At 58.8% G+C, this 24,243-nt stretch carries 26 protein-coding genes, 1 other RNA gene and 1 pseudogene; 25 read left to right on the top strand and 3 right to left on the bottom strand.

The annotated features are described in order from the left end of the window. Positions 1-25 precede the first annotated feature (25 nt). Positions 26-2,008: a transketolase gene (gene tkt / locus QE453_RS03055; RefSeq protein ID WP_004445766.1), complete on the bottom strand. Its 1,983-nt coding sequence runs from the start codon at positions 2,006-2,008 to the stop codon at positions 26-28. A gap of 324 nt (positions 2,009-2,332) precedes the next feature. Between tkt and QE453_RS03050 the strand changes: the two genes are divergently transcribed. The 7 genes from QE453_RS03050 (at position 2,333) to QE453_RS03020 (ending at position 7,188) form a co-directional block, all read left to right on the top strand. Then, positions 2,333-2,605, top strand: a complete 273-nt coding sequence (locus tag QE453_RS03050; RefSeq protein ID WP_004445765.1) for a DUF4164 domain-containing protein — start codon at positions 2,333-2,335, stop codon at positions 2,603-2,605. A 10-nt stretch (positions 2,606-2,615) separates the two neighbouring features. Continuing rightward, positions 2,616-2,993, top strand: coding sequence for a cell division protein ZapA (locus QE453_RS03045; protein WP_004445763.1), 378 nt, complete (start codon positions 2,616-2,618; stop codon positions 2,991-2,993). A 75-nt stretch (positions 2,994-3,068) separates the two neighbouring features. Further along, positions 3,069-3,227: non-coding RNA, 6S RNA (gene ssrS, locus QE453_RS03040), on the top strand. 229 nt (positions 3,228-3,456) lie between these two features. Further along, a complete protein-coding gene (locus tag QE453_RS03035; protein ID WP_004445761.1) occupies positions 3,457-4,719 on the top strand; it encodes a hemolysin family protein in 1,263 nt (420 codons plus the stop codon). Then, on the top strand, positions 4,719-5,336 hold the full coding sequence (locus QE453_RS03030) for a 5-formyltetrahydrofolate cyclo-ligase (protein WP_309776351.1): 618 nt from the start codon (positions 4,719-4,721) through the stop codon (positions 5,334-5,336). The genes QE453_RS03035 and QE453_RS03030 overlap by 1 nt, the downstream gene beginning before the upstream one ends. Before the next feature lie 72 nt (positions 5,337-5,408). Beyond that, on the top strand, positions 5,409-6,233 hold the full coding sequence (locus tag QE453_RS03025; RefSeq protein WP_004445757.1) for a TIGR00282 family metallophosphoesterase: 825 nt from the start codon (positions 5,409-5,411) through the stop codon (positions 6,231-6,233). Between the two features lie 112 nt (positions 6,234-6,345). Next, the gene (locus tag QE453_RS03020) at positions 6,346-7,188 is read left to right on the top strand and encodes an MBL fold metallo-hydrolase (RefSeq protein WP_034497294.1); all 843 of its coding nucleotides are present in this window, start codon (positions 6,346-6,348) and stop codon (positions 7,186-7,188) included. Positions 7,189-7,225: 37 nt separating this feature from the next. On the opposite strand, the gene QE453_RS03015 is transcribed toward QE453_RS03020, so the two are convergent. Then, positions 7,226-7,729, bottom strand: a complete 504-nt coding sequence (locus QE453_RS03015; RefSeq protein WP_004445753.1) for a pyridoxamine 5'-phosphate oxidase family protein — start codon at positions 7,727-7,729, stop codon at positions 7,226-7,228. A gap of 198 nt (positions 7,730-7,927) precedes the next feature. Here QE453_RS03015 and QE453_RS03010 point away from each other — a divergent pair, with 198 nt between their 5' ends. Next, positions 7,928-8,674 (top strand): YebC/PmpR family DNA-binding transcriptional regulator, encoded by a 747-nt coding sequence (locus QE453_RS03010; protein ID WP_004445751.1) that lies wholly within the window; start codon positions 7,928-7,930, stop codon positions 8,672-8,674. 56 nt (positions 8,675-8,730) lie between these two features. Here QE453_RS03010 and QE453_RS03005 read toward each other — a convergent pair whose 3' ends face one another. Next, entirely contained in the window at positions 8,731-9,732 is a 1,002-nt protein-coding gene (locus tag QE453_RS03005) for an LLM class flavin-dependent oxidoreductase (protein WP_004445749.1), read from the bottom strand. Between the two features lie 223 nt (positions 9,733-9,955). Between QE453_RS03005 and ruvC the strand changes: the two genes are divergently transcribed. The 17 genes and pseudogenes from ruvC to ftsH all read left to right on the top strand — a co-directional run bounded on the left by ruvC (position 9,956) and on the right by ftsH (position 24,064). Beyond that, positions 9,956-10,468 carry a crossover junction endodeoxyribonuclease RuvC gene (gene ruvC / locus QE453_RS03000; RefSeq protein WP_004445748.1) on the top strand — a complete coding sequence of 171 codons (513 nt, stop codon included), beginning with the start codon at positions 9,956-9,958 and terminating at the stop codon, positions 10,466-10,468. 29 nt (positions 10,469-10,497) lie between these two features. Then, positions 10,498-11,115, top strand: coding sequence for a Holliday junction branch migration protein RuvA (gene ruvA / locus QE453_RS02995; protein WP_004445745.1), 618 nt, complete (start codon positions 10,498-10,500; stop codon positions 11,113-11,115). 122 nt (positions 11,116-11,237) lie between these two features. Further along, positions 11,238-12,278 carry a Holliday junction branch migration DNA helicase RuvB gene (gene ruvB, locus QE453_RS02990; protein WP_004445743.1) on the top strand — a complete coding sequence of 347 codons (1,041 nt, stop codon included), beginning with the start codon at positions 11,238-11,240 and terminating at the stop codon, positions 12,276-12,278. Between the two features lie 52 nt (positions 12,279-12,330). After that, positions 12,331-12,549 carry a DUF2945 domain-containing protein gene (locus QE453_RS02985; protein ID WP_004445742.1) on the top strand — a complete coding sequence of 73 codons (219 nt, stop codon included), beginning with the start codon at positions 12,331-12,333 and terminating at the stop codon, positions 12,547-12,549. A 33-nt stretch (positions 12,550-12,582) separates the two neighbouring features. Next, on the top strand, positions 12,583-13,164 hold the full coding sequence (locus QE453_RS02980; protein WP_309776350.1) for a DinB family protein: 582 nt from the start codon (positions 12,583-12,585) through the stop codon (positions 13,162-13,164). Further along, on the top strand, positions 13,161-13,685 hold the full coding sequence (locus QE453_RS02975) for an NUDIX hydrolase (RefSeq protein WP_034497288.1): 525 nt from the start codon (positions 13,161-13,163) through the stop codon (positions 13,683-13,685). The genes QE453_RS02980 and QE453_RS02975 overlap by 4 nt, the downstream gene beginning before the upstream one ends. After that, positions 13,682-14,218 carry an NUDIX hydrolase gene (locus QE453_RS02970; protein WP_072493289.1) on the top strand — a complete coding sequence of 179 codons (537 nt, stop codon included), beginning with the start codon at positions 13,682-13,684 and terminating at the stop codon, positions 14,216-14,218. The genes QE453_RS02975 and QE453_RS02970 overlap by 4 nt, the downstream gene beginning before the upstream one ends. Beyond that, the gene (gene ybgC / locus QE453_RS02965) at positions 14,215-14,655 is read left to right on the top strand and encodes a tol-pal system-associated acyl-CoA thioesterase (protein ID WP_004445735.1); all 441 of its coding nucleotides are present in this window, start codon (positions 14,215-14,217) and stop codon (positions 14,653-14,655) included. The genes QE453_RS02970 and ybgC overlap by 4 nt, the downstream gene beginning before the upstream one ends. 261 nt (positions 14,656-14,916) lie before the next feature. Beyond that, positions 14,917-15,636, top strand: coding sequence for a protein TolQ (gene tolQ / locus QE453_RS02960; protein WP_309776349.1), 720 nt, complete (start codon positions 14,917-14,919; stop codon positions 15,634-15,636). 57 nt (positions 15,637-15,693) lie between these two features. Beyond that, on the top strand, positions 15,694-16,155 hold the full coding sequence (tolR, locus tag QE453_RS02955) for a protein TolR (RefSeq protein WP_004445732.1): 462 nt from the start codon (positions 15,694-15,696) through the stop codon (positions 16,153-16,155). Positions 16,156-16,164: 9 nt separating this feature from the next. Then, the gene (locus tag QE453_RS02950; RefSeq protein ID WP_309776348.1) at positions 16,165-17,334 is read left to right on the top strand and encodes a hypothetical protein; all 1,170 of its coding nucleotides are present in this window, start codon (positions 16,165-16,167) and stop codon (positions 17,332-17,334) included. Continuing rightward, positions 17,331-17,549 (top strand): annotated as a pseudogene (gene tolB / locus QE453_RS25215) (Tol-Pal system protein TolB); the annotation flags it as partial. The gene QE453_RS02950 and the pseudogene tolB (QE453_RS25215), both read left to right, overlap by 4 nt. Beyond that, positions 17,461-18,663, top strand: coding sequence for a Tol-Pal system beta propeller repeat protein TolB (tolB, locus tag QE453_RS02945; RefSeq protein WP_404977881.1), 1,203 nt, complete (start codon positions 17,461-17,463; stop codon positions 18,661-18,663). The pseudogene tolB (QE453_RS25215) and the gene tolB (QE453_RS02945), both read left to right, overlap by 89 nt. 210 nt (positions 18,664-18,873) lie before the next feature. Beyond that, positions 18,874-19,407, top strand: coding sequence for a peptidoglycan-associated lipoprotein Pal (pal, locus tag QE453_RS02940; protein WP_004445728.1), 534 nt, complete (start codon positions 18,874-18,876; stop codon positions 19,405-19,407). Positions 19,408-19,565: 158 nt separating this feature from the next. Further along, positions 19,566-20,573, top strand: coding sequence for a tol-pal system protein YbgF (gene ybgF / locus QE453_RS02935; protein WP_309776347.1), 1,008 nt, complete (start codon positions 19,566-19,568; stop codon positions 20,571-20,573). 31 nt (positions 20,574-20,604) lie between these two features. Continuing rightward, a complete protein-coding gene (gene tilS / locus QE453_RS02930) occupies positions 20,605-21,945 on the top strand; it encodes a tRNA lysidine(34) synthetase TilS (RefSeq protein WP_309776346.1) in 1,341 nt (446 codons plus the stop codon). 154 nt (positions 21,946-22,099) lie between these two features. Then, positions 22,100-24,064 (top strand): ATP-dependent zinc metalloprotease FtsH, encoded by a 1,965-nt coding sequence (ftsH, locus tag QE453_RS02925; protein ID WP_004445722.1) that lies wholly within the window; start codon positions 22,100-22,102, stop codon positions 24,062-24,064. The last annotated feature ends 179 nt before the right edge of the window (positions 24,065-24,243 follow it).

Raw genomic sequence — 24,243 nt, 5'->3', positions numbered from 1 at the left:
TGAATGGTGAGGGCTTGGGAAGCCCTTACGCAAGTTTTGCCTCGACTGCGGCGACGACAGCTTCTGCCGTGATACCGAAGTGCTTGAAGAGATCCTTCGCCGGCGCGGACGCTCCAAAGGAGTGCATGCCGACGAAAGCGCCATCGTTACCGATGAAATAATCCCAGCCCTGGCGGATGGCGGCTTCCACCGCGATCTTGACCGGAGCCTTGCCGATGATGGCGTTGCGATAGGTTTCCGGCTGTTCCTTGAAGAGTTCGAAGCAGGGAACGGAAACGACGCGGGCGGATACGCCCTTGTCCTTCAGCGTTGCGGCCGCTTTCAGAGCCACTTCGACCTCCGAACCGGAAGCGAAGATCGAAACCTTGGCGTCGCTGGCGGAAACGAGTTCGTAGGCGCCGTAAGCAGACAGGTTCTTCTCTTCATATTCCTTGCGCGAAGGTGCAAGGTTCTGGCGGGTTAGGGCCAGCGCAGACGGACGATGCTTCTGTTCCAGCGCCAGCTGCCAGCATTCCGCCGTCTCGGTCTCATCCGCCGGGCGGAAGACGAGCAGGTTCGGAATGGCGCGAAGGGCAGCGATCTGCTCCACCGGCTGGTGGGTCGGGCCGTCTTCCCCAACGCCGATGGAATCATGCGTCAGAACGTGGACGACACGGATGCCCATGAGCGCGGCAAGACGGATCGACGGACGGCAGTAGTCCGAGAAGATCAGGAAGCCGCCCGCATAAGGAATGAGACCGCCATGCAGTGCGATGCCGTTCATGGCAGCAGCCATGCCGTGTTCGCGGATGCCGTAGTGCAGGTAACGGCCGGAGAAGTCCGTCGGCGTGATGGACTTCATCTGGCTGGTCTTGGTGTTGTTGGACGGCGTCAGGTCGGCAGAACCGCCGATCATTTCCGGCAGCACGCCGTTAATGACTTCGAGCGAGTCTTCCGAGGCCTTGCGGGTCGCAACGGTCGGGTTGTTCTCGATGATCTTCTTCTTGAAAGCATCGATCGAGCTATCGAAATTGCCCGTCAGGTCGCCGGCGAAGCGGCGCTTGAACTCGGCTTTCTTGCCGGCCTCAGCGGCTTCGAGGCGGGCTTCCCAGTCCTGACGCGTCTTGGTGGAGCGCAGACCGGCAAGACGCCATGCATCCAGCACGTCTTCCGGAATGACGAAAGCTTCGGCTTCCCAGTTCAGGCTCTTGCGGGCCGCAGCGATTTCTTCTGCGCCGAGCGGGTTGCCATGAACCTTATGGGTGCCCTGCTTGTTGGGCGCGCCGAAACCGATGACGGTCTTGCAGGCGATGAAGGTCGGGCGGTCCGATTTCTGCGCGGCTTCGATGGCAGCGGCGATCGCATCCGGATCATGGCCGTCAACACGGATGGTGTTCCAGTGAACCGCCTGGAAACGGGCAATCTGATCGGTGCTGTCGGAGAGGCCAACTTCGCCGTCGATGGTGATGTTGTTGTCATCCCAGAAGAGAACGAGCTTGTTAAGCTTCAAATGGCCGGCAAGCGCGATGGCTTCGTGGCTGATGCCTTCCATGAGGCAGCCGTCGCCGCACAGTACATAAGTGAAGTGGCTCTGCAGGTCGGAGCCGAACTCCTCTTCCAGCTTGCGTTCGGCGATTGCCATGCCCACGGCGTTGGCGATGCCCTGGCCGAGCGGACCGGTGGTCGTTTCGATGCCGGTGGCGTGGCCATATTCAGGATGGCCGGCGGTCTTGGAACCGAATTGACGGAAACGCTTGATCTCGTCGATCGTCATGTCCTCGTAGCCCGTAAGATAGAGCAGCGAGTAAAGAAGCATCGAACCATGACCTGCCGACAGCACGAAACGGTCGCGATCCGGCCAGAGCGGCGCCTTGGGATCGAATTTCAGATAACGGGTGAAGAGAACGGTGGCGACATCAGCGGCGCCCATCGGCAGACCGGGATGGCCTGAATTGGCCTTCTCCACTGCATCCATGGCAAGAAAGCGGATCGCATTTGCCATCCGGTTGTGTTTGTCGCGAGAAATCATGGCTTTTCCGTCTGTTTCCGGGTGAAAGGAGATAGTTTTACGCAACTATCCAAAAAGCGGGTTGATCCATAGCAGGTGAGGCAGGCAAGTCAATAAATCGACGGGCAATTGCGGTTCTGCGGTCGATAAAAATCGTTTCGCAAAGCGGGGGCTGGAACGGATTTCGTGTCCCGTCCGGCCCGGTTTCTTCGTTCATCCACAGAGCAAAACGCCACAATGCACTGGTTTGATTGACGGGATGGTAAATCGGGTAATAACCTCGTGAGCGTTTAAATGGCCTGAAACCGGACGATTCGGCCGGTGGCGTGCGAGTTGGAAAAAACGATGTCGGCTGAGAAGACCTTACAATCTGCGCTGACGGAGCTGAATGCTGCCATCACAAATCTCGAAAATGCCATCGATATGCGTATCGAGCGGCAGAGAGAGACCGGCGAGATCGATAACGAGGTGAAGCGCGTCCATGTCGACCGCGCCAGACTGGCGCAGGAACTGGACCAGGCCGAGTTTCGCGCTAACCGTCTTGAAGAAGTCAATCGCGAGGTTTCGCGCCGGCTGGTGACGGCCATGGAGACGATCCGCGCGGTGCTGGATCGATAGGAGCGGTATCATGGCGCAAGTTACTGTTATGATCGACGGAAAGGCCTATCGCATGGCGTGCGAAGCAGGCCAGGAAGACCACCTGACCGACCTTGCCACCCGTTTCGACCGGTATGTGGGGCATCTCAAGAGCCAGTTCGGAGAGATCGGCGACCTGAGGCTAACGGTAATGGCTGGTATCATGGTGATGGACGAGCTTTCCGAGCTCAACCGCAAGATCGAGAAGCTGGAAGGTGAGGTCGCATCCCTCTCCCGCAATCGCGATGGCATGGCCGAGCACAAGGCGAAGTCGGATGAGATGGTGGCGCTTGCCATCGGCGATCTGGCCGACCGGCTGAACGGCATTACCGAAAAATTGCTGGACCGCCCAAAACCGGCGGCACACTGATCGTCCGGAATCCGAAGCGATAAAATTTCGCTCTGCGCCTCTGGCGGTTTTTACCGATCCGTCCTATATCTTGAATGCGTTCTGCGCTTCTCGACAGGAACCACAATCCCTGGGGCCATACTCGATCCAAAGGGAGCTGTCCCTGGCCAGTCCCGTGGGGCTGGACACACGGTGCCCACCTACTTTTGTAGGCACCCAGGATCGTAAATCTCCATCGGTTGCCGTGGAACGCGCTTGAAGTTTCGGGACAATTCCGATGCTTCCCTGTACCCTCGATATAGTCGACAGTCATTTTTCATAACTGCCGGGCACGGCTTTTTTATATTCCTGTCATTGCAATGGCGGAACAATTCCCTATTATCCGGATTGGTATGTCTGTCATGCCCTTTAAAAAGGGGCGCTGCGGCCAAAACCGCGACGTGCCGTTCAACAGCCCAAAGAGCTAAACTTGTTTACTGAAATTATGATCGTGGTCCTGCTCACCGTATTGAACGGTGTGCTTGCCATGTCCGAGCTTGCCGTTGTCTCCTCCAGACCGGCGAGGCTAAAGGTGCTTGCCACGCAAGGCAGCAAGGGCGCCACACAGGCGCTCAGCCTTTCCGAAAACCCCGGACGCTTTCTTTCTACAGTGCAGATCGGCATCACGCTGGTCGGCGTCCTCTCGGGCGCATTTTCCGGCGCCACGCTCGGTGCCCGCTTTACGGCGTGGCTTCTGGAGCAGGGTGTTCCTGACCGTGCGGCCGATGCAATTGGCGTCGGCTCGGTCGTCGTCGCCATTACTTACCTGTCACTGATCGTCGGCGAACTGGTGCCAAAGCAGATTGCGTTGCGCGATCCTGAAAAGATTGCCGCGCGTGTTGCGCCTACCATGATGCTGCTGTCCAAGGTCGGCGCGCCGCTGGTGTGGCTGCTCGACCGGTCGGGTAAGGCCATTCTGGCGCTTCTCGGCCATAGTGGCGAATCCAACGCGTCGGTTACCGACGATGAAATTCGCACCGTTCTGGCCGAAGCCCATAGCGCCGGCGTGATCGAGACCGAAGAATCGGCGATGATCACCAGCGTCATGCGCCTTGCTGACCGCAACGCGCGCGGCCTGATGACGCCGCGTCGCGACGTGGAAGTGGTCGATATCGAAGACAGCGCCGAGGAAATCCGCGAGCAGCTTCGCGGGACGCAGCGTTCGCGTCTGCCGGTGCGCAACGGCGCGTCCGACGAAATTCTTGGCGTGCTTTTCGCCAAGGACGCCTTCGATGCGCTGGCCTCCGGCAAGGAGCTCAACATTCGTGAGCTTCTGCGCGAGGTGCCCGTCGTGTCCGACCTGACGAGCGCCGTTGACGTCATCCAGTCGCTGCGTCGCTCCACCGTGCACATGGTCCTCGTTTATGACGAGTACGGCCATTTCGAAGGTATCATCAGCTCCGGCGACGTGCTGGAGGCCATTACCGGTGCCTTTCAGGAAGATGACGACGAAGAGCCGGCCATGGTCGAGCGCGAGGACGGTTCGTTCCTCGTTGCCGGCTGGATGCCTGCCGATGAGTTCGCTTATCGCATGGGCTTCCAGATCAATGAGGACGCCGAGTTCGAGACCGTCGCCGGACTTGTCCTGGACGAGTTCCGTCGCCTGCCGGAACTGGGTGAACATGTAACCCGCAACGGCTGGCGTTTCGAGGTCATCGACCTTGATGGTCACCGCATCGACAAGGTTCTCGTGAGCCGGGCCGCCTGATGCTCGGTGACGTTGCCGAAAAAGCAAGGTTGCGCGGCGAACGGCTCGCCGCGCGAGATGCTCTGACACTGGCGGAACGGCAAGAGAAGAGCCAGTTCATTACCGCCCACGGTGCCGCGGATATTCCCCTTGTGCCGGGGACCGTCATCTCCGGCTTCATGCCGATCCGCTCGGAGGCGGATACCCGTCCGCTGATGGAAGCGTTGCGGGCGAGGGGTGGACGTCTCGTCCTTCCCGTTGTGCTGGATCGTGAAACCATTGTCTTCAGGGCTTTCGAGAGGGATACGCCGCTGGTGAAGACCGGCTTCGGCACGACCGGTCCGGGTGAGGATGCGGAGCTTCTCGATCCCGATATACTGCTCGTACCTCTGTCCGTCTTCGACGGACACGGGCAACGGGTTGGTTATGGCGCAGGCCATTATGACCGCGCCATCGCGCGGTTGCACGCCAAGGGCAAACAGCCCGTTCTCATCGGTGTCGCCTTTGACTGCCAGGAAGTGGCAGACATCCCCGCGGAGCCGCACGATGTCTCGCTTCACGCCATTCTGACGGAAAGCGGTCTGCGCTGGTTTTCCGCCCCGTTGTCGATCTCCGATAGTGGGCAAAAGGCGCTTTAGCACTTTTTAAAAGATGGATTACCCGTTAGAGGGGACAAAATATCGAAACATGCGCAAGATCGGGGCGGGTGAATGAGGCTTCTTTTTCTCGGAGACATGGTTGGCAAGACCGGACGCACGGCTGTCTGGGAGCGATTGCCGGGGCTGATTTCCGATCTGAAGCTGGATTTCGTCATCGTCAACGGTGAGAACGCTGCTGGTGGTTTCGGTATCACCGAGGATATCTATCTCGAGACCATCAATGCCGGTGCCGATGTTGTCACCACCGGCAATCACGTCTGGGATCAGAAAGAGGCGGTTTCCTTCTGCGAGCGCCATGACCAGTTCCTGCGGCCCGCCAATTACCCCGAGGGTACGCCGGGCAAGGGCTCGGGCATTTTTTATGCCCGCAACGGCGCACGCATATTGGTCGCCAACATCATGGGGCGGGTCTTCATGCATCCGGAGCTGGACGACCCCTTCAAGTCGGCGGAAAGCATTCTTGCTGCCTGCCCGCTGAAGGAACAGGCGGATGCCATCATCTTCGATTTTCACGCCGAGGCGACCAGCGAGAAACAGTGCTTCGGACATTTCGTGGATGGCCGTGCAAGCTTCGTCGTCGGCACCCACACCCATGTTCCGACGGCTGACGCACAGATATTGAACGGCGGAACCGCCTACATGTCGGATGCGGGCATGTGCGGCGATTATGACAGTTCACTCGGAATGGACAAGGAAGAGCCGATCAACCGCTTTATCTCCAAGATGCCGAAGGGCCGCTTTGAGGCCGCGAGCGGGCCTGCCACGATCTGCGGTGTCGGGGTGGAGATTTCCGACCGGACTGGGCTTGCGGAAAAAATTGCGCCGCTGCGCATCGGGCCGCGACTTTCGGAAACGCTGCCTTCCTTCTGGGTTTGATCCCGTCGAAGCGTTCACAATGACGAGAGTGCCAGCCTTCAGTTGCTGATGTAACTGGACGCTCGGCAAAACCTGTCCCATCTTCTCAGCTTCGCAAGTTCAGGGGAGTGGCATGATGCTGCGCGTGCTAATGCTTGCAATAACAGGATTGATCGCCTGTTCGGGAGCGGCCTTCTCCCAGTCGGCGAGCCGTCCTCCCGTCAGCCAGTGCCAGGCGATCGCCAGCGCCATTCCGGGCGTGATGTTCGCGCGCTTCGATGCGCGCAATGTTCAGCTGGCTCAGGCCACGGCGAAGGAAGAGGTGAAAATCAGCTTCATCGGCCACTCCACCTACCTGATCGAAAGTCCCGGCGGGGTAACGATTGCCACGGATTATAACGGTGTCTATCGCCCTCCCGTCATGCCGACGGTGGTGACCATGAACCGGGCGCATTCAACACATTTCACCCTTAATCCGGACCCGGCCATTCAATATGTGCTGCATGGCTGGAGCGATACGCCGGGAGAAAAAGCCGAGCACAAGGTGCTCGTGGGCGACGTTTACATCCGCAATGTCTCAACCGACATCCGCAACCGCTGGGGAGATTATGAGTCTTTTCAGGAAAACGGCAATTCCATCTTCATCTTCGAGGTTGCCGGGCTGTGTATTGGCCATCTCGGCCATCTGCATCATGAGTTGACGGACACGCATTATGCCGAGATCGGCCGCCTGGATGTGTTGATGGTGCCTGTCGATGGTGGTCTGACCATGGGGGCCGACAGCATGAGCAGGGTGGTCAAGCGCCTGCGCTCTGCGCTGATCCTGCCGATGCATCGCACCGGCCCGCCGCTGGAGCAGTTTCTGACCATGTTTGGCGAAAATTTCGCGATCGCCTATGCAAGCGATCCGGTCATCCGGGTCTCGATGAGAAACCTTCCCCGCCAGCCGCAGATACTGGTGCCGAAAGGCATGTAGATGGCGACGGGCGGGGAAAGGCTCGGGGAGCGGGTTCTCAGGCGAAGGTGAGGTGCTGGCGAACGCCGACGTCGGGCGTCTTGTCATCCGACATGTTTGCCTTGGCGATTTCCCAGCCGAATTTCAGCGTACTGTCCGTCGAAGCCCAGATATCGGCATCATCGACATGCAACGCCAGCATGGTCAGTTGCGGATCGCTCTTGCCGTGCTCGTACCAGGCGGCGGTGACTGAATTCCAGTATTCGTCGATCTTTGATTTGTCATCGCGCGCTTCGAGTACGCCCGAAAGGCAGGCGTGATAATCATGATCCTTGCCCACAAGGCAGAAATGCGCACGGGATCCGGATTTGAGCGATTTTACCAGATCCGTGTCTTTTTTGGAAAAAAACCAGATCGTGTTGGTCTTGGGGTCAGCGTGGGGCGCCATAGGCTGCATGTGACTGTGCAGGCCCTCAAGGCCGAGCATGCCGGCATGGACGGAATTAATCTCGTCCCAGAGCTGGCGGGCCGGGGCTTCTCTTGCTTCAGTCAGGCTGACCATATGTCTTCTCCTTCCGGTTTGGGGCTGCGGCGGAGTGGAAAAGATGGCCTTCTCCGTCGCGTTCATGATCAGAACGAAGAGCGGATAAATCAGTTCCTTCTGTTGTTGCGGCAAGAGAAAGCGCCTGCGGGCTTGAACGATGAGCCTATCGCACTTATAAGGCCCGCAATCTCCAAATTACGATAAATCAGGTTTTCCATGGCTGGTCATTCACAGTTCAAGAACATCATGCACCGCAAGGGCAAGCAGGACTCCGTGCGGTCCAAAATGTTTTCCAAGCTTGCGCGCGAAATCACCGTTGCGGCCAAGACGGGCATGCCCGACCCGAACATGAACCCGCGCCTGCGTCTGGCCATCCAGAACGCCAAGGCCCAGTCCATGCCGAAAGACAATATCGAACGTGCCATCAAGAAGGCTGCGGGTGCCGAAGGCGAGAACTATGATGAGGTCCGCTACGAAGGCTACGGCCCTGGCGGCGTCGCCGTCATCGTCGAGGCGCTTACCGACAACCGTAACCGCACTGCCTCCAATGTACGATCCATCTTCACCAAGGCTGGTGGTGCGCTGGGTGAAACCGGATCGGTCTCCTTCTCCTTCGACCGTGTCGGCGAGATTTCCTACAAGGCGGAAGTCGGCGATGCAGACAAGGTGATGGAAGCGGCCATCGAGGCCGGTGCGGACGATGTTGAATCTTCCGAAGACGGCCACATCATCATCTGCGGTTTCGAAGCGATGAACGAGGTGTCCAAGGCGCTGGAAGGCGTGCTGGGCGAAGCCGAAAGCGTCAAGGCCATCTGGAAGCCGCAGAACACGGTACCTGTAGATGAAGAAAAGGCACAGTCGCTGATGAAACTCATCGACAACCTCGAAGACGATGACGACGTGCAGAACGTCTATTCGAACTTCGAAGTGTCGGAAGAAATTCTCGCCAAGCTTTCCGCCTGATATTTTCACGTTCCTAAAAAAAGGCCCCGGCAGCGATCCGCTCCGGGGCTTTTTGTTTAGGCGGCCTTTTTGATGGATGTCCGCACGTCGGCGAAAATCTCGACCGACCGCAGCCGCTTTTCGATGTCGTGGATCGGCATTGAGACAATCAGTTCATCCGCCTGTGTTTCAGCCAGAAAACCGTCGAGATGACGCTGGATCGTTTCAGGCGCGCCAACGGCGGCAAAACGCAACGTGTGCTCCACGGAGAAGCGCTCCATCTCGTTCCAGTAGCCTTCCATGCTGTGCACGGGCTTCGGGAACTGCGTGCGTACATTGCGCCGCAGATTGACGAATTGCTGCTGTGACGAGGTGAAGAGATGCTGCGCCTCCTCGTCGGTATCGGCGCCTACACCCATCACGCCCACCATCACATAGGGCTTGTCCAGCACCTCGGAGGGCTGGAAGCGCTCGCGATAGATATGGATCGCTTCCATCAGCATGTCAGGGGCAAAATGGGATGCGAAGGAATAGGGCAGGCCAAGGGCTGCGGCCAGATGCGCACTATAGGTGCTGGAACCGAGCAGCCAGAGAGGCACGTTCGAATTCATGCCGGGTACGGCGAGGATCGCCTGATCCTGCTGGGGCGGGCCGAGATATCTTTGCAATTCAACGATGTCGTGCGGGAAATTCTCCGCACCGGCGTCGAGATTACGGCGCAGCGCCCGTGCGGTGCGCATATCCGTTCCGGGGGCGCGGCCCAGGCCAAGATCGACCCGGCCGGGCAGAAGTGCTGCAAGCGTCCCGAACTGTTCGGCAATGACGAGCGGGGAGTGGTTGGGAAGCATGATACCGCCCGAGCCGACGCGGATATGTTTCGTGGCCGCACCCACATGGGCGATAACGAGCGACGTCGCGGCGCTTGCGATGCCCGGCATGCCGTGATGTTCGGCCAGCCATATGCGGTTATAACCTTGTTCTTCAGCCTTAATCGCCATCCGGCGGGAGTTTTCGAGCGCCGCGCTGACGCTCTCGCCCTCGCCGATGGGCGAAAGATCGAGAAGGGAAAAGGGGATCATCCGACGCTCCTGCGTAATCTGGGTCTTTGCAGCGGATGTAAGGCGCGCCTGCGGATTTACCAGACAAGTCGCGTAGAATTGAAGGATGGATCAAAAAAATTGGCCTTTGCCAAAGGTCGGTACTGGCACCACTTTGGTCCTGACTCGACGTCTGTATCCGGGAATGTTGTCGTTTTGTTCACTTATCGCTGGCAGTCTCGCGGCCGGAAAGATATGGTACCTCATGCAAAAGACGATTCGGATCATCGGCATCGACCCCGGACTACGGCGCACCGGCTGGGGCGTGATCGACACATTGGGAAACAGCCTGCGTTTCGTCGCTTCCGGCACGGTGACTTCAGATGGCGACATGGATCTCGCCTCCCGGCTTTGCCAGCTTCATGACGGCCTGGCGGAAATCGTGCACAGCCATCAGCCCGATGAGGCGGCTGTGGAGCAGACTTTCGTCAACAAGGACGCGGTGGCCACGCTGAAACTCGGACAGGCGCGCGGCATCGCCATGCTTGTTCCGGCGCGTGCCGGTTTGCCGGTGTTCGAATATGCGCCGAACGCCGTGAAAAAAGCTGTCATCGGCGTGGGGCATGGTGAAAAGCAGCAAATCCACATGATGCTGAAAATCCTGATGCCGAAGGCCGAGTTCAAGGGTAACGATGCGGCGGACGCCCTCGCGATCGCAATCTGCCACGCCCATAATCGCGGCGGTGACAGGATGCGTCGGCTGCTGGCGGCCGGTTAATTTTAAGTCTCATTGCAGCGGGCGCGATCATGATCGGAAAACTGAAGGGCAGCATCGAGGAAATCGGCACGGATTACGTGTTGGTGGATGTGCATGGCGTCTGTTACGTCGCCTATTGTTCGGCGCGCACGCTGTCGAAAATAGGCTCCGTCGGAGAGGCCGTGATCCTCTTCATCGAAACCTATGTACGAGAGGACCAGCTCAAGCTTTTCGGCTTTCTTTCGGCGCTGGAGCGGGAATGGTTCAACCTTTTGCAGAGCGTGCAGGGCGTCGGATCGAAAGTCGCTCTTGCGGTGCTTTCCACCCTGTCGCCCACCGAGCTTGCCAATGCCATAGCGCTCCAGGACAAGGCGTCAATATCGCGTGCGCCGGGGGTTGGGCCCAAAGTGGCCGTGCGCCTCGTGACCGAATTGCGCAACAAGGCCCCGGCTTTCGCGGGCGAGGCGTCCGGGGCTATCGGACTGAAGCAGGAACTCGGGGAGGGTGTAGCCTCCGCGCCGGTGGCGGACGCCGTATCTGCACTCACCAATCTCGGCTATTCGCGTGACCAGGCCGCCAATGCGGTCGCCGCGGCGCTGAAAAATGGCGGTGAGGGCGCGGATAGCGCCAAGCTGATCCGGCTGGGGCTTAAGGAGCTTTCACGGTAAGGTGAGCCCGTTACACAAGCGTCCGGACGCGGTGTTGAATTTCGTGACGCGCCCTGGCGCGACAGCCATGTTATAGCGGCGAAGACGACCTTATGAATTCTAAAAATAATGGAATGCCCTGAATGAGCGATGCGGACAGACTGATCACCCCGGAAAAGCGCGGTGAGGACATCGACACCACCCTGCGTCCGCAGTCGCTGGACGACTTTACCGGGCAGGCGGAGGCGCGCGCCAATCTCAAGGTCTTCATCGAGGCCGCCAAGAATCGTGGCGAGGCGTTGGATCACGTGCTGTTCGTCGGTCCGCCCGGCCTCGGCAAGACCACGCTGGCGCAGATCATGGCCAAGGAGCTTGGAGTAAACTTCAAGTCTACCTCAGGGCCGGTGATCGCCAAGGCGGGCGATCTCGCCGCGCTCTTGACCAATCTTGAAGAGCGCGATGTTCTCTTCATCGATGAAATTCATCGCCTCAACCCGGCCGTGGAAGAAATCCTCTATCCGGCGATGGAGGATTTCCAGCTCGATCTGATCATCGGGGAAGGCCCGGCGGCGCGTTCGGTGAAGATCGATCTTTCCAAATTCACGCTTGTCGCCGCCACCACCCGCCTCGGCCTCTTGACGACACCGCTGCGCGACCGTTTCGGCATTCCCGTGCGTTTGTCCTTTTACACGGTTGATGAACTGGAACTTATAGTCCGTCGCGGTGCGCGGCTGATGGGTCTCAACATGACGGATGAGGGTGCCCGTGAGGTGGCGAGGCGGGCGCGTGGCACGCCCCGCATTGCCGGACGGCTTCTGCGCCGGGTGCGCGACTTTGCCGAGGTGGCGCGGGCGGAAGCCGTTACCCGGGATATCGCCGACGAGGCTTTGACGCGGCTCTTGGTCGACAATATGGGTCTTGACCAGCTGGACATGCGGTATCTGACCATGATCGCCGTCAATTTTGGCGGAGGCCCGGTCGGCATCGAGACCATTGCTGCCGGACTGTCGGAGCCGCGCGACGCGATCGAGGATATCATCGAGCCCTATATGATCCAGCAGGGTTTCATCCAGCGCACGCCGCGCGGTCGTATCCTGACCGCCACGGCCTGGAAACATCTGGGCATGCAGCCGCCGAAGGATCTCGAGGCAGCACAGTTCCGGCTCACGCTTGAGGACGATTGAGGGGAACAAACCCGCCTTGCCGGCTTTGATCGTCTTTGGCACGGAGATGGTCATGTCTGGATATCGCAAGGGTACGAAGGTCCGCTGGAACTGGGGCACGGGTACAGGTGAAGGGAAAATTCTTGAAGTCTTCACCGAAGATGTCGAAAGAACGATTTCCGGTTCCACGATAAAGCGTAAGGCCAGCAAAGACGAACCCGCTTATCTCATCGAACAGGAAGATGGCGGCAAGGTTCTGAAAAGCAGATCAGAGCTCGAACGCACCGATTGAATGACGCCGTTAGGTGTTACGGGAGGGATGCCGATGCCTTATGATCCGCTGCGGGTTTTCCGCAAACTTGCGCGCAACAACCGGCTCGCCAATTACCGGCTGCATCAAGCCTGTCTCCAGCTTTCGCAGGAGGCGTTTGTTGCCCGCCGCATCAGTTTCTTCCCGACGCTGCGTGCGACGCTCAATCATATCTACACTGTCGACCGCTTTTATATCGATGCGTTGCAGGGCGGCACACTGGGACTGGCCGCCTTTGCCGTAGAGGAACCCTTTGCCAACATGCCGGCGTTGCAAGGCGCCCAGACAGAGCTTGACGAGGTGTTGATCGCCCTTGTCGACGGGCTCGATGAAGATCGCCTCGCCGCTACTGTCAATATCCACCGCGGCAGGCGTATCCAGCAGGATCGCTGCGACGACGTTCTGTCGCATCTCTTCCAGCACCAGACGCATCATCGCGGGCAGGCGCATGCGATGCTGTCCGGGACCCCGGTCAAGCCGCCGCAACTGGATGAATTCATTGTGGGAGATGATGCAAAGGCGAGAAAAGACGAGATGGATGCATTAGGGTGGACGGAAACCGATTTGATGTTTCCAGCCCGCAGGCCCGCCCAATGACACACGATACCAAGCAGGACACCCGCATCCGCATCAAGTTCAAGCCGAAGCGCATTTTCCAGATGCGGGTCGCGGGGCTGGCCTTCCGCGATGGCCACGTCCTGGTGCACCGGGCCACACATGAAAAATTCTGGACCTTTCCAGGCGGGCGTGCCGAAATGGGTGAGCGCTCAGAAGAAACGCTGGCGCGAGAAATGGTCGAGGAGCTCGGTGTGGAAGCCAAGATCGGGCGGCTTCTCTGGGCGGTCGAAAATTTCTTCCATTACGAAGGCAAGGACTGGCACGAACTCGGCTTTTATTACCTGATGGACCTGCCGCAAACGCTTGCCTTTCATCCCACCGACATTATTCACCGTGTTCAGGATGGCGATAACGAGCTTGAGTTTCGCTGGGTCGCGGCAACCCGGCAGGCATTGACGGAGCTCGATATTCCCCCCTATTTCATCGCCGACGAAATAGAGAACCTGCCCAGGGCCACGCGACACCTTGTCTGGCACGACGGCGATCTGGACGATAAATGACCTCTCCGCCCCAACGTCACATGATCCGGTTGGATCGCAGACCGCAGCTTTTCAGCATGCGCGTGGCAGCCCTCATTTTTCAGAGTGATCATCTTCTGGTGCAGCGTGGCGCAGGGGATGACTACTGGGCCTTGCCTGGCGGTCGGGCTGAAATCGGTGAAAGCTCCGAGCAGACCATTGTTCGCGAGATCGGTGAGGAGCTTGATCGGACGTGTTCGGTGGAGCGCCTTTTATGGTCGGCCGAAAACTTTTTCGCCTATGACGGTTATTCGGCCCATGAATTGGGATTTTATTATCTCGTTTCGCTGGGCCATCCCCTGCCATTCCATGGAAACCACATCGTCCACAGGGTGATGGATGGCATCGAGGTCGAATTCCGCTGGCTGCCTTCACGAACTTCCGCGCTGATCAGGAACGATCTGCGCCCGCGCTTCATCGCAGAGCGCATCGAGGCGTTGCCCCTGCGGCACGAGCATCTGATTGTCCGCGAGGGCCGCTCCGACGCTACTGAAAATCCCAAGGAGACATTATGAGCGAGCTTTTGGTTTCGCTGTCGGGTGAATTGATCGAACACGGTCACCGCCTGATGCAACGCGTCTATTACGAGGATACCGATTTTTCCGGCCTGGTTTATCACGCGCGGTACCTGCATTTTCTTGAGCGGGGCCGTACCGATTACCTGCGTTGCCTCGGCTGCGAACAAAGTGCGCTTCTGACCGCTGATGAAGAAGGTCTGGTCTTCGTCGTGCATCGCATGGAGATCGATTTTAAAAGCCCCGCCCGGATGGACGACGTGCTGACGGTGACAACCATCACCGAGAAGGCCGGGGGCGCAAAAATGGTGCTCAATCAGGAAATCAGGCGCGGTGAAACGCTGCTCGTCGCCGCCAAGGTCATCATAGCCGTCATCAATGCCAATGGCCGGCCAAGGCGCCTTCCCGAGACGGTGGCGGAAAAATTTCTGAAGTAATTGACGGGCCGGATCAGTAAATCCGCCGGGCGTGGCCGGGTTGTAACACTCCTTTAACCATAATGGTGTCTTACTTTAGCAACTGGCATTTGTGCAGCGCACGCCTTCCTTTCACCAAATTTATTGGCAAGTAAGGCTTACTGGCAAGTATCGGGGTATGGCTAAGGGGTTGGCGGCTGTTGCCGCAGGACTTCGAGCGTTAACACGCGTTTGAATCGCCCGGTCCCGTACCGGGCGTTTGGATTCGGGGATTGGATATTTATGGAACAGGCAGGTTTGGCAGCGGCGACGCATGATGTAAGTCTCTGGGCGCTGTTTATGCAGGCGGGCCTCATCGTTAAGCTCGTGATGGTCGGGCTTATCGCCGCCTCGGTCTGGACGTGGGCAATCGTCTTCGACAAATATGTGAGCTTCGGCAAGGCGAGGCGCCAGTTCGACCAGTTCGAACAGGTGTTCTGGTCGGGCCAGTCTCTTGAAGAGCTCTATCGCACGCTGGCGGAGCGCCAGAATGGCGGTCTGGCCGCAATTTTCGTTTCGGCCATGCGCGAATGGAAAAAATCCTTCGAGCGCGGCGCACGTTCGCCCATCGGCCTGCAGATGCGTATCGACCGGGCAATGGACGTGACCATGGCGCGGGAAAGCGAACAATACGAGGCGCGCCTCGGCTCGCTCGCCACCATCGGTTCGGCCGGCCCCTTTATCGGTCTCTTCGGCACGGTTGTCGGTATCATGACCTCGTTCCAGGCGATTGCCGGTTCGAAGTCCACCAACCTCGCGGTCGTGGCTCCCGGTATCGCGGAAGCGCTTCTTGCAACCGCGATCGGCCTTGTCGCGGCTATTCCCGCGGTTATCGCCTACAACAAGTTCACGGCTGACGCGCACAAGCTTTCCGCCCGAATGGAAGGTTTCGCCGACGAATTTTCGGCAATCCTGTCGCGACAGATCGATGAAAAACTTCAGACACGGCAGGCCGCCCAGTAAGCGGCCGACTGCAATGCCGTCGAGTGATTTGCCGCAAGGCAAAACGGAGTAGATGATATGGGTATGTCAGCAGGTGGCAGCGGCGGCGGTTCCGGCGGACGCCGGGGTGGACGCGGCGGACGGCGCAGAGGCGGCGCGATCAGCGAAATCAACGTGACGCCGCTGGTCGACGTCATGCTCGTGCTGCTCATCATCTTCATGGTGGCGGCGCCTATGATGACTGTCGGCGTGCCGATCGACCTGCCGCAGACCTCCGCCAATGCGTTGAATTCGGACACGCAACCGATCACCATTTCCGTCAATGCCAATGGCCAGATCCATTTGCAGGAAACGGAAATCCAGGCGGCTGAAGTGGCGGACAAGCTGCAGGCAATCGCCACGACCGGCTATAACGAACGCATTTTCGTGCGCGCGGATTCCGTTGCCGCCTATGGCGTCGTTGCGGATGTGATGGCGCGTATCCAGGCGGCCGGTTTCAAAAACATCGGCCTTGTGACCCAGCAGAAACAGGACAATTGACGTAAAGCGATGAAGGGCAGCCTTACCACATCCGCGATCGTGCATGCGTCGCTTCTGGCTTTCGCCCTTGTCTCCCTGGGCTCGCCGGAACCCCTTGACGTGTCTCAGGCTGAGGCCTTGCCGGTGGAGCTGGTGCCCATCGAGGAACTGACCCAGATACAGCAGGGCGATAAAAATGCGCCCAAGGCGGAAAAATCCGCGCCTGTTCCGACAACCCGTCCCGATATCATCGAGAACGCGCAGAATATTGGCAATAACACCGCGGATATCGAGGCGCCGCCGACGCCGACCGCCAAGCCAAACGACAATATCGCCGCGGCCGCACCGCCAAAGCAGGAGAAGCCGCAGCCCGTCGTTGATACCAAAGCGAATGAGGTGAAGGAAATCGTCAAGGAGGAAACCTCGGCTCCCAAGCCGCAGGAAATGGCCGCCTTGCCGCAGACCAAGCCTGAAGTCGCACCGCAGCCCAAGACCGAGCCGCCGCCGCAGGAAACCAAGGCGGAAGAACCGCCGCCTGCCACGCAGGAGCCGGCAGAAATACCGGTGCCGCAGAACGTTCCCCGTCCGAATTCGAGGCCCGAGCCGCCGAAGCCGGAAGAGCCGAAACAGGCCGAGACGAAGCCAGCGGAGCAGAAACCGGCCGAAAAGCAAGCTGAGAAAAAGCCGGATCAGGCAAAGTCGACGGACAAGCCTTCCGATAAGAAGCCCGGCGAGAAGAAGCAGGAGACTGCGAAGTCCGCTTCCTCGAAGGAAAGCGATTTCAACGCCGACGATATTGCCGCGCTGTTGAACAAGCAGGCGCCTTCCGGCGGCGGCGCAAAGCGCTCGACGCAGACGGCAGCCCTTGGCGGCAAGAAATCAACGGGCGGCTCGACGCTCAGCCAGACGGAAATGGATGCGCTACGCGGCGCGATCCAGAAGAACTGGCAGATCATTCCCGGCATGGCGGATGCCTCGGACGTTCGCGTCCGGGTGACCATGAAGCTCGACCGTGATGGCTCCATCATCGGTCGGCCCGAGATCGAGGCGACGGGCGGTTCCGAAGGTACGCGCCGTGCCCTTTCCGGCGGAGCTTATCGCGCCATCATGCGTTCTGCTCCGTTCACGAACCTTCCTGCCGACAAATACGATGCATGGAACGAAGTCGTCGTGAACTTCGATCCCAGTGAATTGCTATGAATGCTGAAAGGCCTGGCAACATGAAGATATTTTCGCCGATCCGGCTGGTGCTCGCTGTCGCGGCCCTCATGTCGGTTTTCTCCGCACCGGCTTTTGCACGGGTGGAAATCAATATCAACAAGGGTAATGTCGAGCCGCTGCCGATTGCCATCACCGACTTCATGTCGAGCGACGGCATCGGCGCGCAGGTCTCCGCGGTCATCGCCCGCCGACTTGCAGCGGTCCGGTCTTTTTGCGCCGGTCAACAAGAACGCCTTCATCGAAAAGATCAGCAATCCGGATCAGCAGCCGCGTTTCGAAGACTGGAAGGTCATCAACGCGCAGGCGCTCGTCACCGGTCGCGTGACGCGCGAAAGCGACGGCCGCCTGCGCGCCGAATTCCGCCTGTGGGATACGTTCGCCAATCAGCAGATGACGGGCCAGCAGTTCTTCACCCAGCCTGAAAACTGGCGCCGTGTCGCTCACATCATCGCGGATGCCATCTACGAGCGCGTCACCGGTGAAAAGGGCTATTTCGATACCCGCGTCGTTTTTGTTTCCGAGAGCGGCCCGAAGACGGCCCGCAAGCGGCAGCTGTCGATCATGGACCAGGACGGTTTCAACGTCCGCAACCTGACCAACTCGAACGACATCGTCCTGACACCGCGTTTTTCGCCGAGCCGCCAGGAAGTCACCTACATGTCCTTTGAAGGCCAGCAGCCACGCGTTTATCTGCTGCAGCTGGAAACCGGACAGCGTGAAGTCGTCGGCAACTTCCCAGGCATGACGTTCTCGCCGCGCTTTTCGCCTGACGGGCAGAAGGTGATCATGAGCCTTCAGCAGGATGGCAACGCCAACATCTACACCATGGATCTGCGCTCTCGTACCACGACACGCCTGACCAACACGTCGGCGATCGATACGGCCCCGTCCTATTCGCCTGACGGTCAGCGTGTTGCCTTTGAAAGTGACCGTGGCGGCCGCCAGCAGATTTACGTCATGAATGCCGATGGTTCCGGCCAGCAGCGCATTTCCTTCGGCGATGGTTCCTATTCCACGCCGGTATGGTCCCCGCGCGGCGATCTGATTGCCTTCACCAAGCAGTCTGGCGGCAAGTTCTCGATCGGTGTGATGAAGACGGATGGTTCGGGCGAACGAATCCTGACCAGCGGCTTCCACAATGAAGGGCCAACCTGGGCACCGAATGGCCGCGTACTGATGTTCTTCCGCCAGAACGCGGGTGCGGGCGGTCCGCAGCTCTATTCGATCGACCTGACGGGCTACAATGAACAGCTCATCAAGACACCGACCTTCGCTTCAGACCCGGCCTGGTCGCCGCTTCTGGACTGATATGACTGCCATCACGGCGCCGGCTTAAACCGGTGCCGTGATGTTTTACGCATACCACAGGGAAATGTGCCTCTTTCTTGCCGCAAAGTGTTGTGAGGGAGCAAAAATACTGGGACATTTCCTTTCTGTTAACCATAAGCGTTTGCCGGCTATTAACCGCGATCAGTTAGTGTCCGGCAACGTTATTGAAATCCTAAGGAGAGACCGGCGATGAGCCGTACACATATTTCGGCACTCAGCCCCATGCAGAAACTGGCCCGTAACCCGGCTGTCATCGCCATGACGCTCGCGCTTGCTCTTGCAGGCTGCGCGAATAAGAAGAACATGCCGAACAGCGCCGGTGAACTCGGCCTTGGTGGCGCAGGCTCTGCAACGCCGGGCTCCCAGCAGGACTTCACGGTCAATGTCGGCGACCGCATCTTCTTCGACACGGACTCCACCTCGATCCGCGCCGACGCCCAGCAGACCCTGCAGCGCCAGGCACAGTGGCTTGCCCGTTACCCGAACTACGCCATCACGGTCGAAGGCCATGCCGACGAGCGCGGCACGCGTGAATACAACCTGGCACTCGGCGCCCGCCGTGCGGCAGCAACCCGCGACTTCCTGGCCTCTCAGGGTGTTCCGGCAAGCCGCATGAAGACGATCTCCTACGGCAAGGAACGTCCGGTCGCGGTTTGCGATGACATTTCCTGCTGGTCGCAGAACCGTCGCGCGGTCACGGTTCTCGGCGGCGCAGGCATGTAATTGCCTGACGTTTTTGTGAACGTAAATAAAGGGCGGTCTTCGGGCCGCCTTTTGTTTTTTTCATAGTTTGGCCGAAGTTAAGTTGCTTTTTCGGTCGATATGGAAAAAATCCGGCTTGCACTATTCCGGTGCAAATCAGTTAAGGCAGGACGAATGAGATGAAGAAACTTGTCGTGGCGGGAATGCTGGGGCTTGCAGCCTGCACCGGCTTGAGCGGCACAGCCGTTTCGGGTCCGCTGTTCGGTGCGGGGGGTAGCTTCGGCACGATCAATTCTCAGCAGCAGCCCCCGGTCGTCCGGGTTCAGGCCAATGAAGCCTATCGGGTTCAGCAGCTTGAAGAACAGATCCGGCAACTCAACGGCCGTATCGAGGAAATGAGCTTCCAGCTTTTGCAGATGCAGGAAACGATCCGCAAGGCGCAGGAAGACAATGAGTTCCGCTTCCAGGAACTGGAAAACGGAAAGGGCGGAAGTCCTGCAGCAACGCCGAAAAAGAAGGCGGAGGCAAGTCCGGTCAGTCCGGCGACGCCCCCGACCGACGACGTTGCAACGATCATCGAAACGCCACCCGAGGGTGGCGCTTCCGTTTCACCGTCCGCTCCCTCCAGTGCTCCGACAGGCGCGCCGGGTGAGACCACGCTCGGTTCGATCGAACTTGATTCCAAGGGGATGCCTATTGGCGGCACGCTCAATTCAGGCGCCAACAATTCTTCCGGCAGCCTTCCCGGCGTGACAACAGGCAACAGCACGCGCAAGACCGATCCCGTCAATACAGCGGCGCTGACCAGCGAAGGCGATATCTACCAGGCCGCTTACGGTCATGTCCTTTCCGGTGATTACAAGCTGGCGGAGCAGGGGTTCCAACAATATCTGCAGGGTTACCCCAAGGGCACGAAAGCCGCGGATGCGAGCTTCTGGCTGGGTGAAGCGCAATATTCTCAGGGCAAGTTCAACGAAGCCGCGAAGACCTTTCTTAACGGCCACCAGGCCTATGGCAAGTCTCCGAAGGCTCCGGAAATGCTGATGAAGCTTGGCATGTCCCTTGCCGCTCTCGATAATACCGAAACGGCCTGCGCCACGCTGCGCGAGGTGCCGAAGCGTTACCCCAATGCCTCGAAGACCGTGCTGAACAAAGTCGCCAGTGAACAGAAGCGGCTGAGCTGCTGATCCCTCTTTCCCGTTGAAGTGCGGTCTGTCCATGCCTGCCAAGACCAGCATTCCAGACGAAACCGGGCTTGTCCCGCTTGAGGCTGCGCGATTGTTCGTCGCGAAACTGCGCAAACCTGCGCATATTCTTGTTGCAATTTCCGGCGGCAGCGATTCCACCGGTTTGTTGCTCGCATTGCACGAAGCTTCCATCGGTTCAGGGGATCAGGTGCTGCTGTCGGCCGTCACGGTCGATCATGCGCTACGGCCCGAATCCGCTGACGAGGCAAAAAAAGTCGCCACGTTATGCGCCGGGCTTGGCATCTTTCATGCCGTGCGCCGTTGGGAAGACCAAAAACCCGCCTCCGGTTTGGCCGAGGCCTCGCGCCTGGCGCGTTACCATCTGATTGCTGGTGTCGCGGACACGATGAGCGCCGATGTCATCGTGACGGGGCATACACGGGGCGACCAGCGGGAAACGGTTGCGATGCGCGCCGCCCGCGGTAAACGGGCTGATAATCTCGGCTTGTCGGGTATGGCAGACGCCGTGCTGTATGGTGGGCGTCACTGGGTCATGCGGCCATTTCTGCATTGCGAGCGCCAAGCCATTCGCGATTATCTTCTCGAAAGGGCGCAAGGCTGGATCGATGATCCCAGCAATGAAAACCGCAAATATGAGCGGGTGAGGGTGCGGCAGGCGCTGGACGATACGCCTCGTCTTTTTCCGTACGGAACGTCAGACACAAGGTCGGAATTATCCGCACGCGCAGCCCGGTTTGTACATCATAACTCTTGTTTTTTTTTCCTTGGTTTAATCAGGATAAACGCTGAGAGCCTCGGTGAAGACCCCGCTGTTATCCGGTACGCGTTGTCGGCGCTATCAGGTGTTATCGGCGGTCGACGATATCCCATGGCCTCTGACACGATGGACAGGGTGATGGCGCTTGTCGCGAATCGAGAACCGGGAAGGATAACGGCGAACCGCGTCGTGTTCGATTACCGCAAGGATGCCCTCTACCTGATGCGGGAAAACAGAAACATTCCATCACTGCGAATGCCGCCGGGCGCGAGGATGGTTTGGGACGAGCGCTTTGACGTGTTCAACCGTTCCGATGCAGAGATAGTCGTCCGCGCTTTTGGCGCCGGAGACACAATGGGTATTCCGATCAAACCTTCCGGTGTCATTCCTCCGGGGATATTGAAACGCTCCAGCCAGACAATGCCGGTCTTCGTGCGCGAAAATCACGATCTGGAATTTCCGGGGTCCGGCGTGGCGGCGATCCGCCCGCTGCTTGCGCCTTATGATCTTTTTCTTCCGCGTTTCGACCTTGAGTTGGCCAATGTGATTGCCATGCGCCTCCTGCACGCCGCATATCCACAGCCCCCGGTTTAAATCGGGCCTCATTTTCGTGAATTGCCTTGGAACAGTTTTTACACCAAAACGCATCAGATAATGCGCTTTGCCTTGGCAAGGGCAGATGTCGTCCTTATGTTAAGGGCACGTAATAGCGGGCAGTAGTTGTGCCCGTGTGAGTTCGGGGAGTTCGATGAACCCAAATTTCAGAAATTTCGCCTTGTGGGCCGTGATCGCCCTCTTGCTGATCGCGCTGTTCAGCATGTTCCAGACGTCGCCGACGCAAACGGGTTCACGGGAAATTCCGTATTCCCAGTTTCTCCGCGACGTGGATTCCGGGCGAGTTCGCGACGTGACCGTCACCGGTAACCGGGTTCTCGGAACCTATACCGAAAACGGCACGGCCTTTCAGACCTATTCCCCCGTCATCGACGACAGCCTGATGGAGCGCTTGCAGAGCAAGAACGTGACCATCGTGGCGCGCCCGGAAAGCGATGGCTCCTCGGGCTTCCTGAGCTATCTCGGCACGCTTCTGCCGATGTTTCTCATTCTTGGCGTCTGGCTGTTCTTCATGCGGCAGATGCAGGGTGGTTCGCGCGGTGCGATGGGCTTCGGCAAGTCCAAGGCCAAGCTCCTGACGGAAGCCCATGGCCGCGTGACGTTTGACGACGTTGCCGGCGTGGATGAAGCCAAGCAGGATCTTGAGGAAATCGTGGAATTCCTGCGCGACCCGCAGAAATTCCAGCGCCTCGGCGGCAAGATTCCGCGCGGCGTTCTGCTTGTTGGTCCTCCGGGCACCGGTAAGACGCTTCTTGCGCGTTCCGTCGCAGGTGAAGCCAATGTGCCGTTCTTCACGATTTCCGGTTCGGATTTCGTGGAAATGTTCGTTGGCGTCGGTGCCAGCCGTGTGCGTGACATGTTCGAGCAGGCAAAGAAGAATGCGCCTTGCATCATCTTCATCGATGAAATCGACGCCGTCGGCCGCCATCGTGGCGCCGGCCTCGGCGGCGGCAACGACGAGCGCGAACAGACGCTGAACCAGCTGCTGGTTGAGATGGACGGTTTTGAGGCGAATGAGGGCATCATTCTCATCGCCGCTACCAACCGACCTGACGTTCTCGACCCCGCACTTCTGCGTCCCGGCCGTTTCGACCGTCAGGTTGTCGTGCCGAACCCTGATATCGTTGGCCGCGAACGCATCCTCAAGGTGCATATCCGCAACGTGCCGCTCGCGCCGAATGTCGATCTCAAGGTTCTGGCTCGCGGTACCCCCGGTTTCTCGGGTGCCGATCTGATGAACCTCGTCAACGAAGCCGCCCTCATGGCCGCCCGCCGCAACAAACGCGTGGTGACCATGCAGGAGTTCGAAGACGCCAAGGACAAGATCATGATGGGCGCGGAACGCCGCTCCTCCGCCATGACCGAGGCCGAAAAGAAGCTGACCGCGTATCACGAAGCCGGTCATGCCATCACCGCTCTGAAGGTTGCCGTGGCCGATCCGTTGCACAAGGCAACGATCATCCCGCGCGGCCGCGCACTTGGCATGGTGATGCAGCTGCCGGAAGGCGACCGCTATTCCATGAGCTACAAGTGGATGGTGTCGCGCCTCGTGATCATGATGGGTGGCCGCGTTGCCGAAGAACTGACCTTCGGTAAGGAAAACATTACCTCGGGCGCGTCTTCGGATATCGAGCAGGCAACCAAGCTTGCCCGCGCCATGGTGACGCAATGGGGCTTTTCCGATGCGCTCGGCCAGGTCTCCTATGGTGAAAACCAGCAGGAAGTGTTCCTCGGCCATTCCGTTTCGCAGTCGAAGAACGTCTCCGAAGCCACAGCCCAGACGATCGACACGGAAGTTCGCCGCCTGATCGACGAGGCTTATGCCGAGGCTCGCCGCATTCTGACGGAAAATCACGATGGTTTCGTTGCGATTGCCGAAGGTCTGCTCGAATACGAAACCCTGACGGGTGACGAGATCAAGGCCCTGCTGAAGGGTGAGAAGCCCGCCCGCGATCTGGGCGACGATTCTCCGGGCAGCCGTGGTTCCGCAGTGCCGAAGGCCGGCACCAAGAAGGACGGTCCCAGTGAAGTGAAGGGTGACGGTGAAGCAAAGGGCGACGGCGAGGCCGAAGGCGGCATGGAGCCGCAGCCGCATTGATCGACCGCGTCTGTTAGAAATTGTAAAAGGCCATCCGGGTTTCCGGGTGGCCTTTTCATTTTGGTAACAAGATATAAGCCATTTTTAAGGTAATTTACGTGCTGTTTATCGTGGTTTGTGGCATCTAGCCAAAAACGCTTCCGGCTGTTTTCAGCTTATGCCGGAATGCTGGAAAAGAT

Origin of the sequence: Agrobacterium sp. SORGH_AS_0440 (genome assembly GCF_031453135.1) — a bacterium.
GTDB classification, from domain to species: Bacteria; Pseudomonadota; Alphaproteobacteria; order Rhizobiales; family Rhizobiaceae; genus Agrobacterium; species Agrobacterium pusense.
The sequence above is the reverse complement of the archived record's forward strand: the minus strand, read 5'-3'. Positions and strand labels throughout refer to the sequence as shown.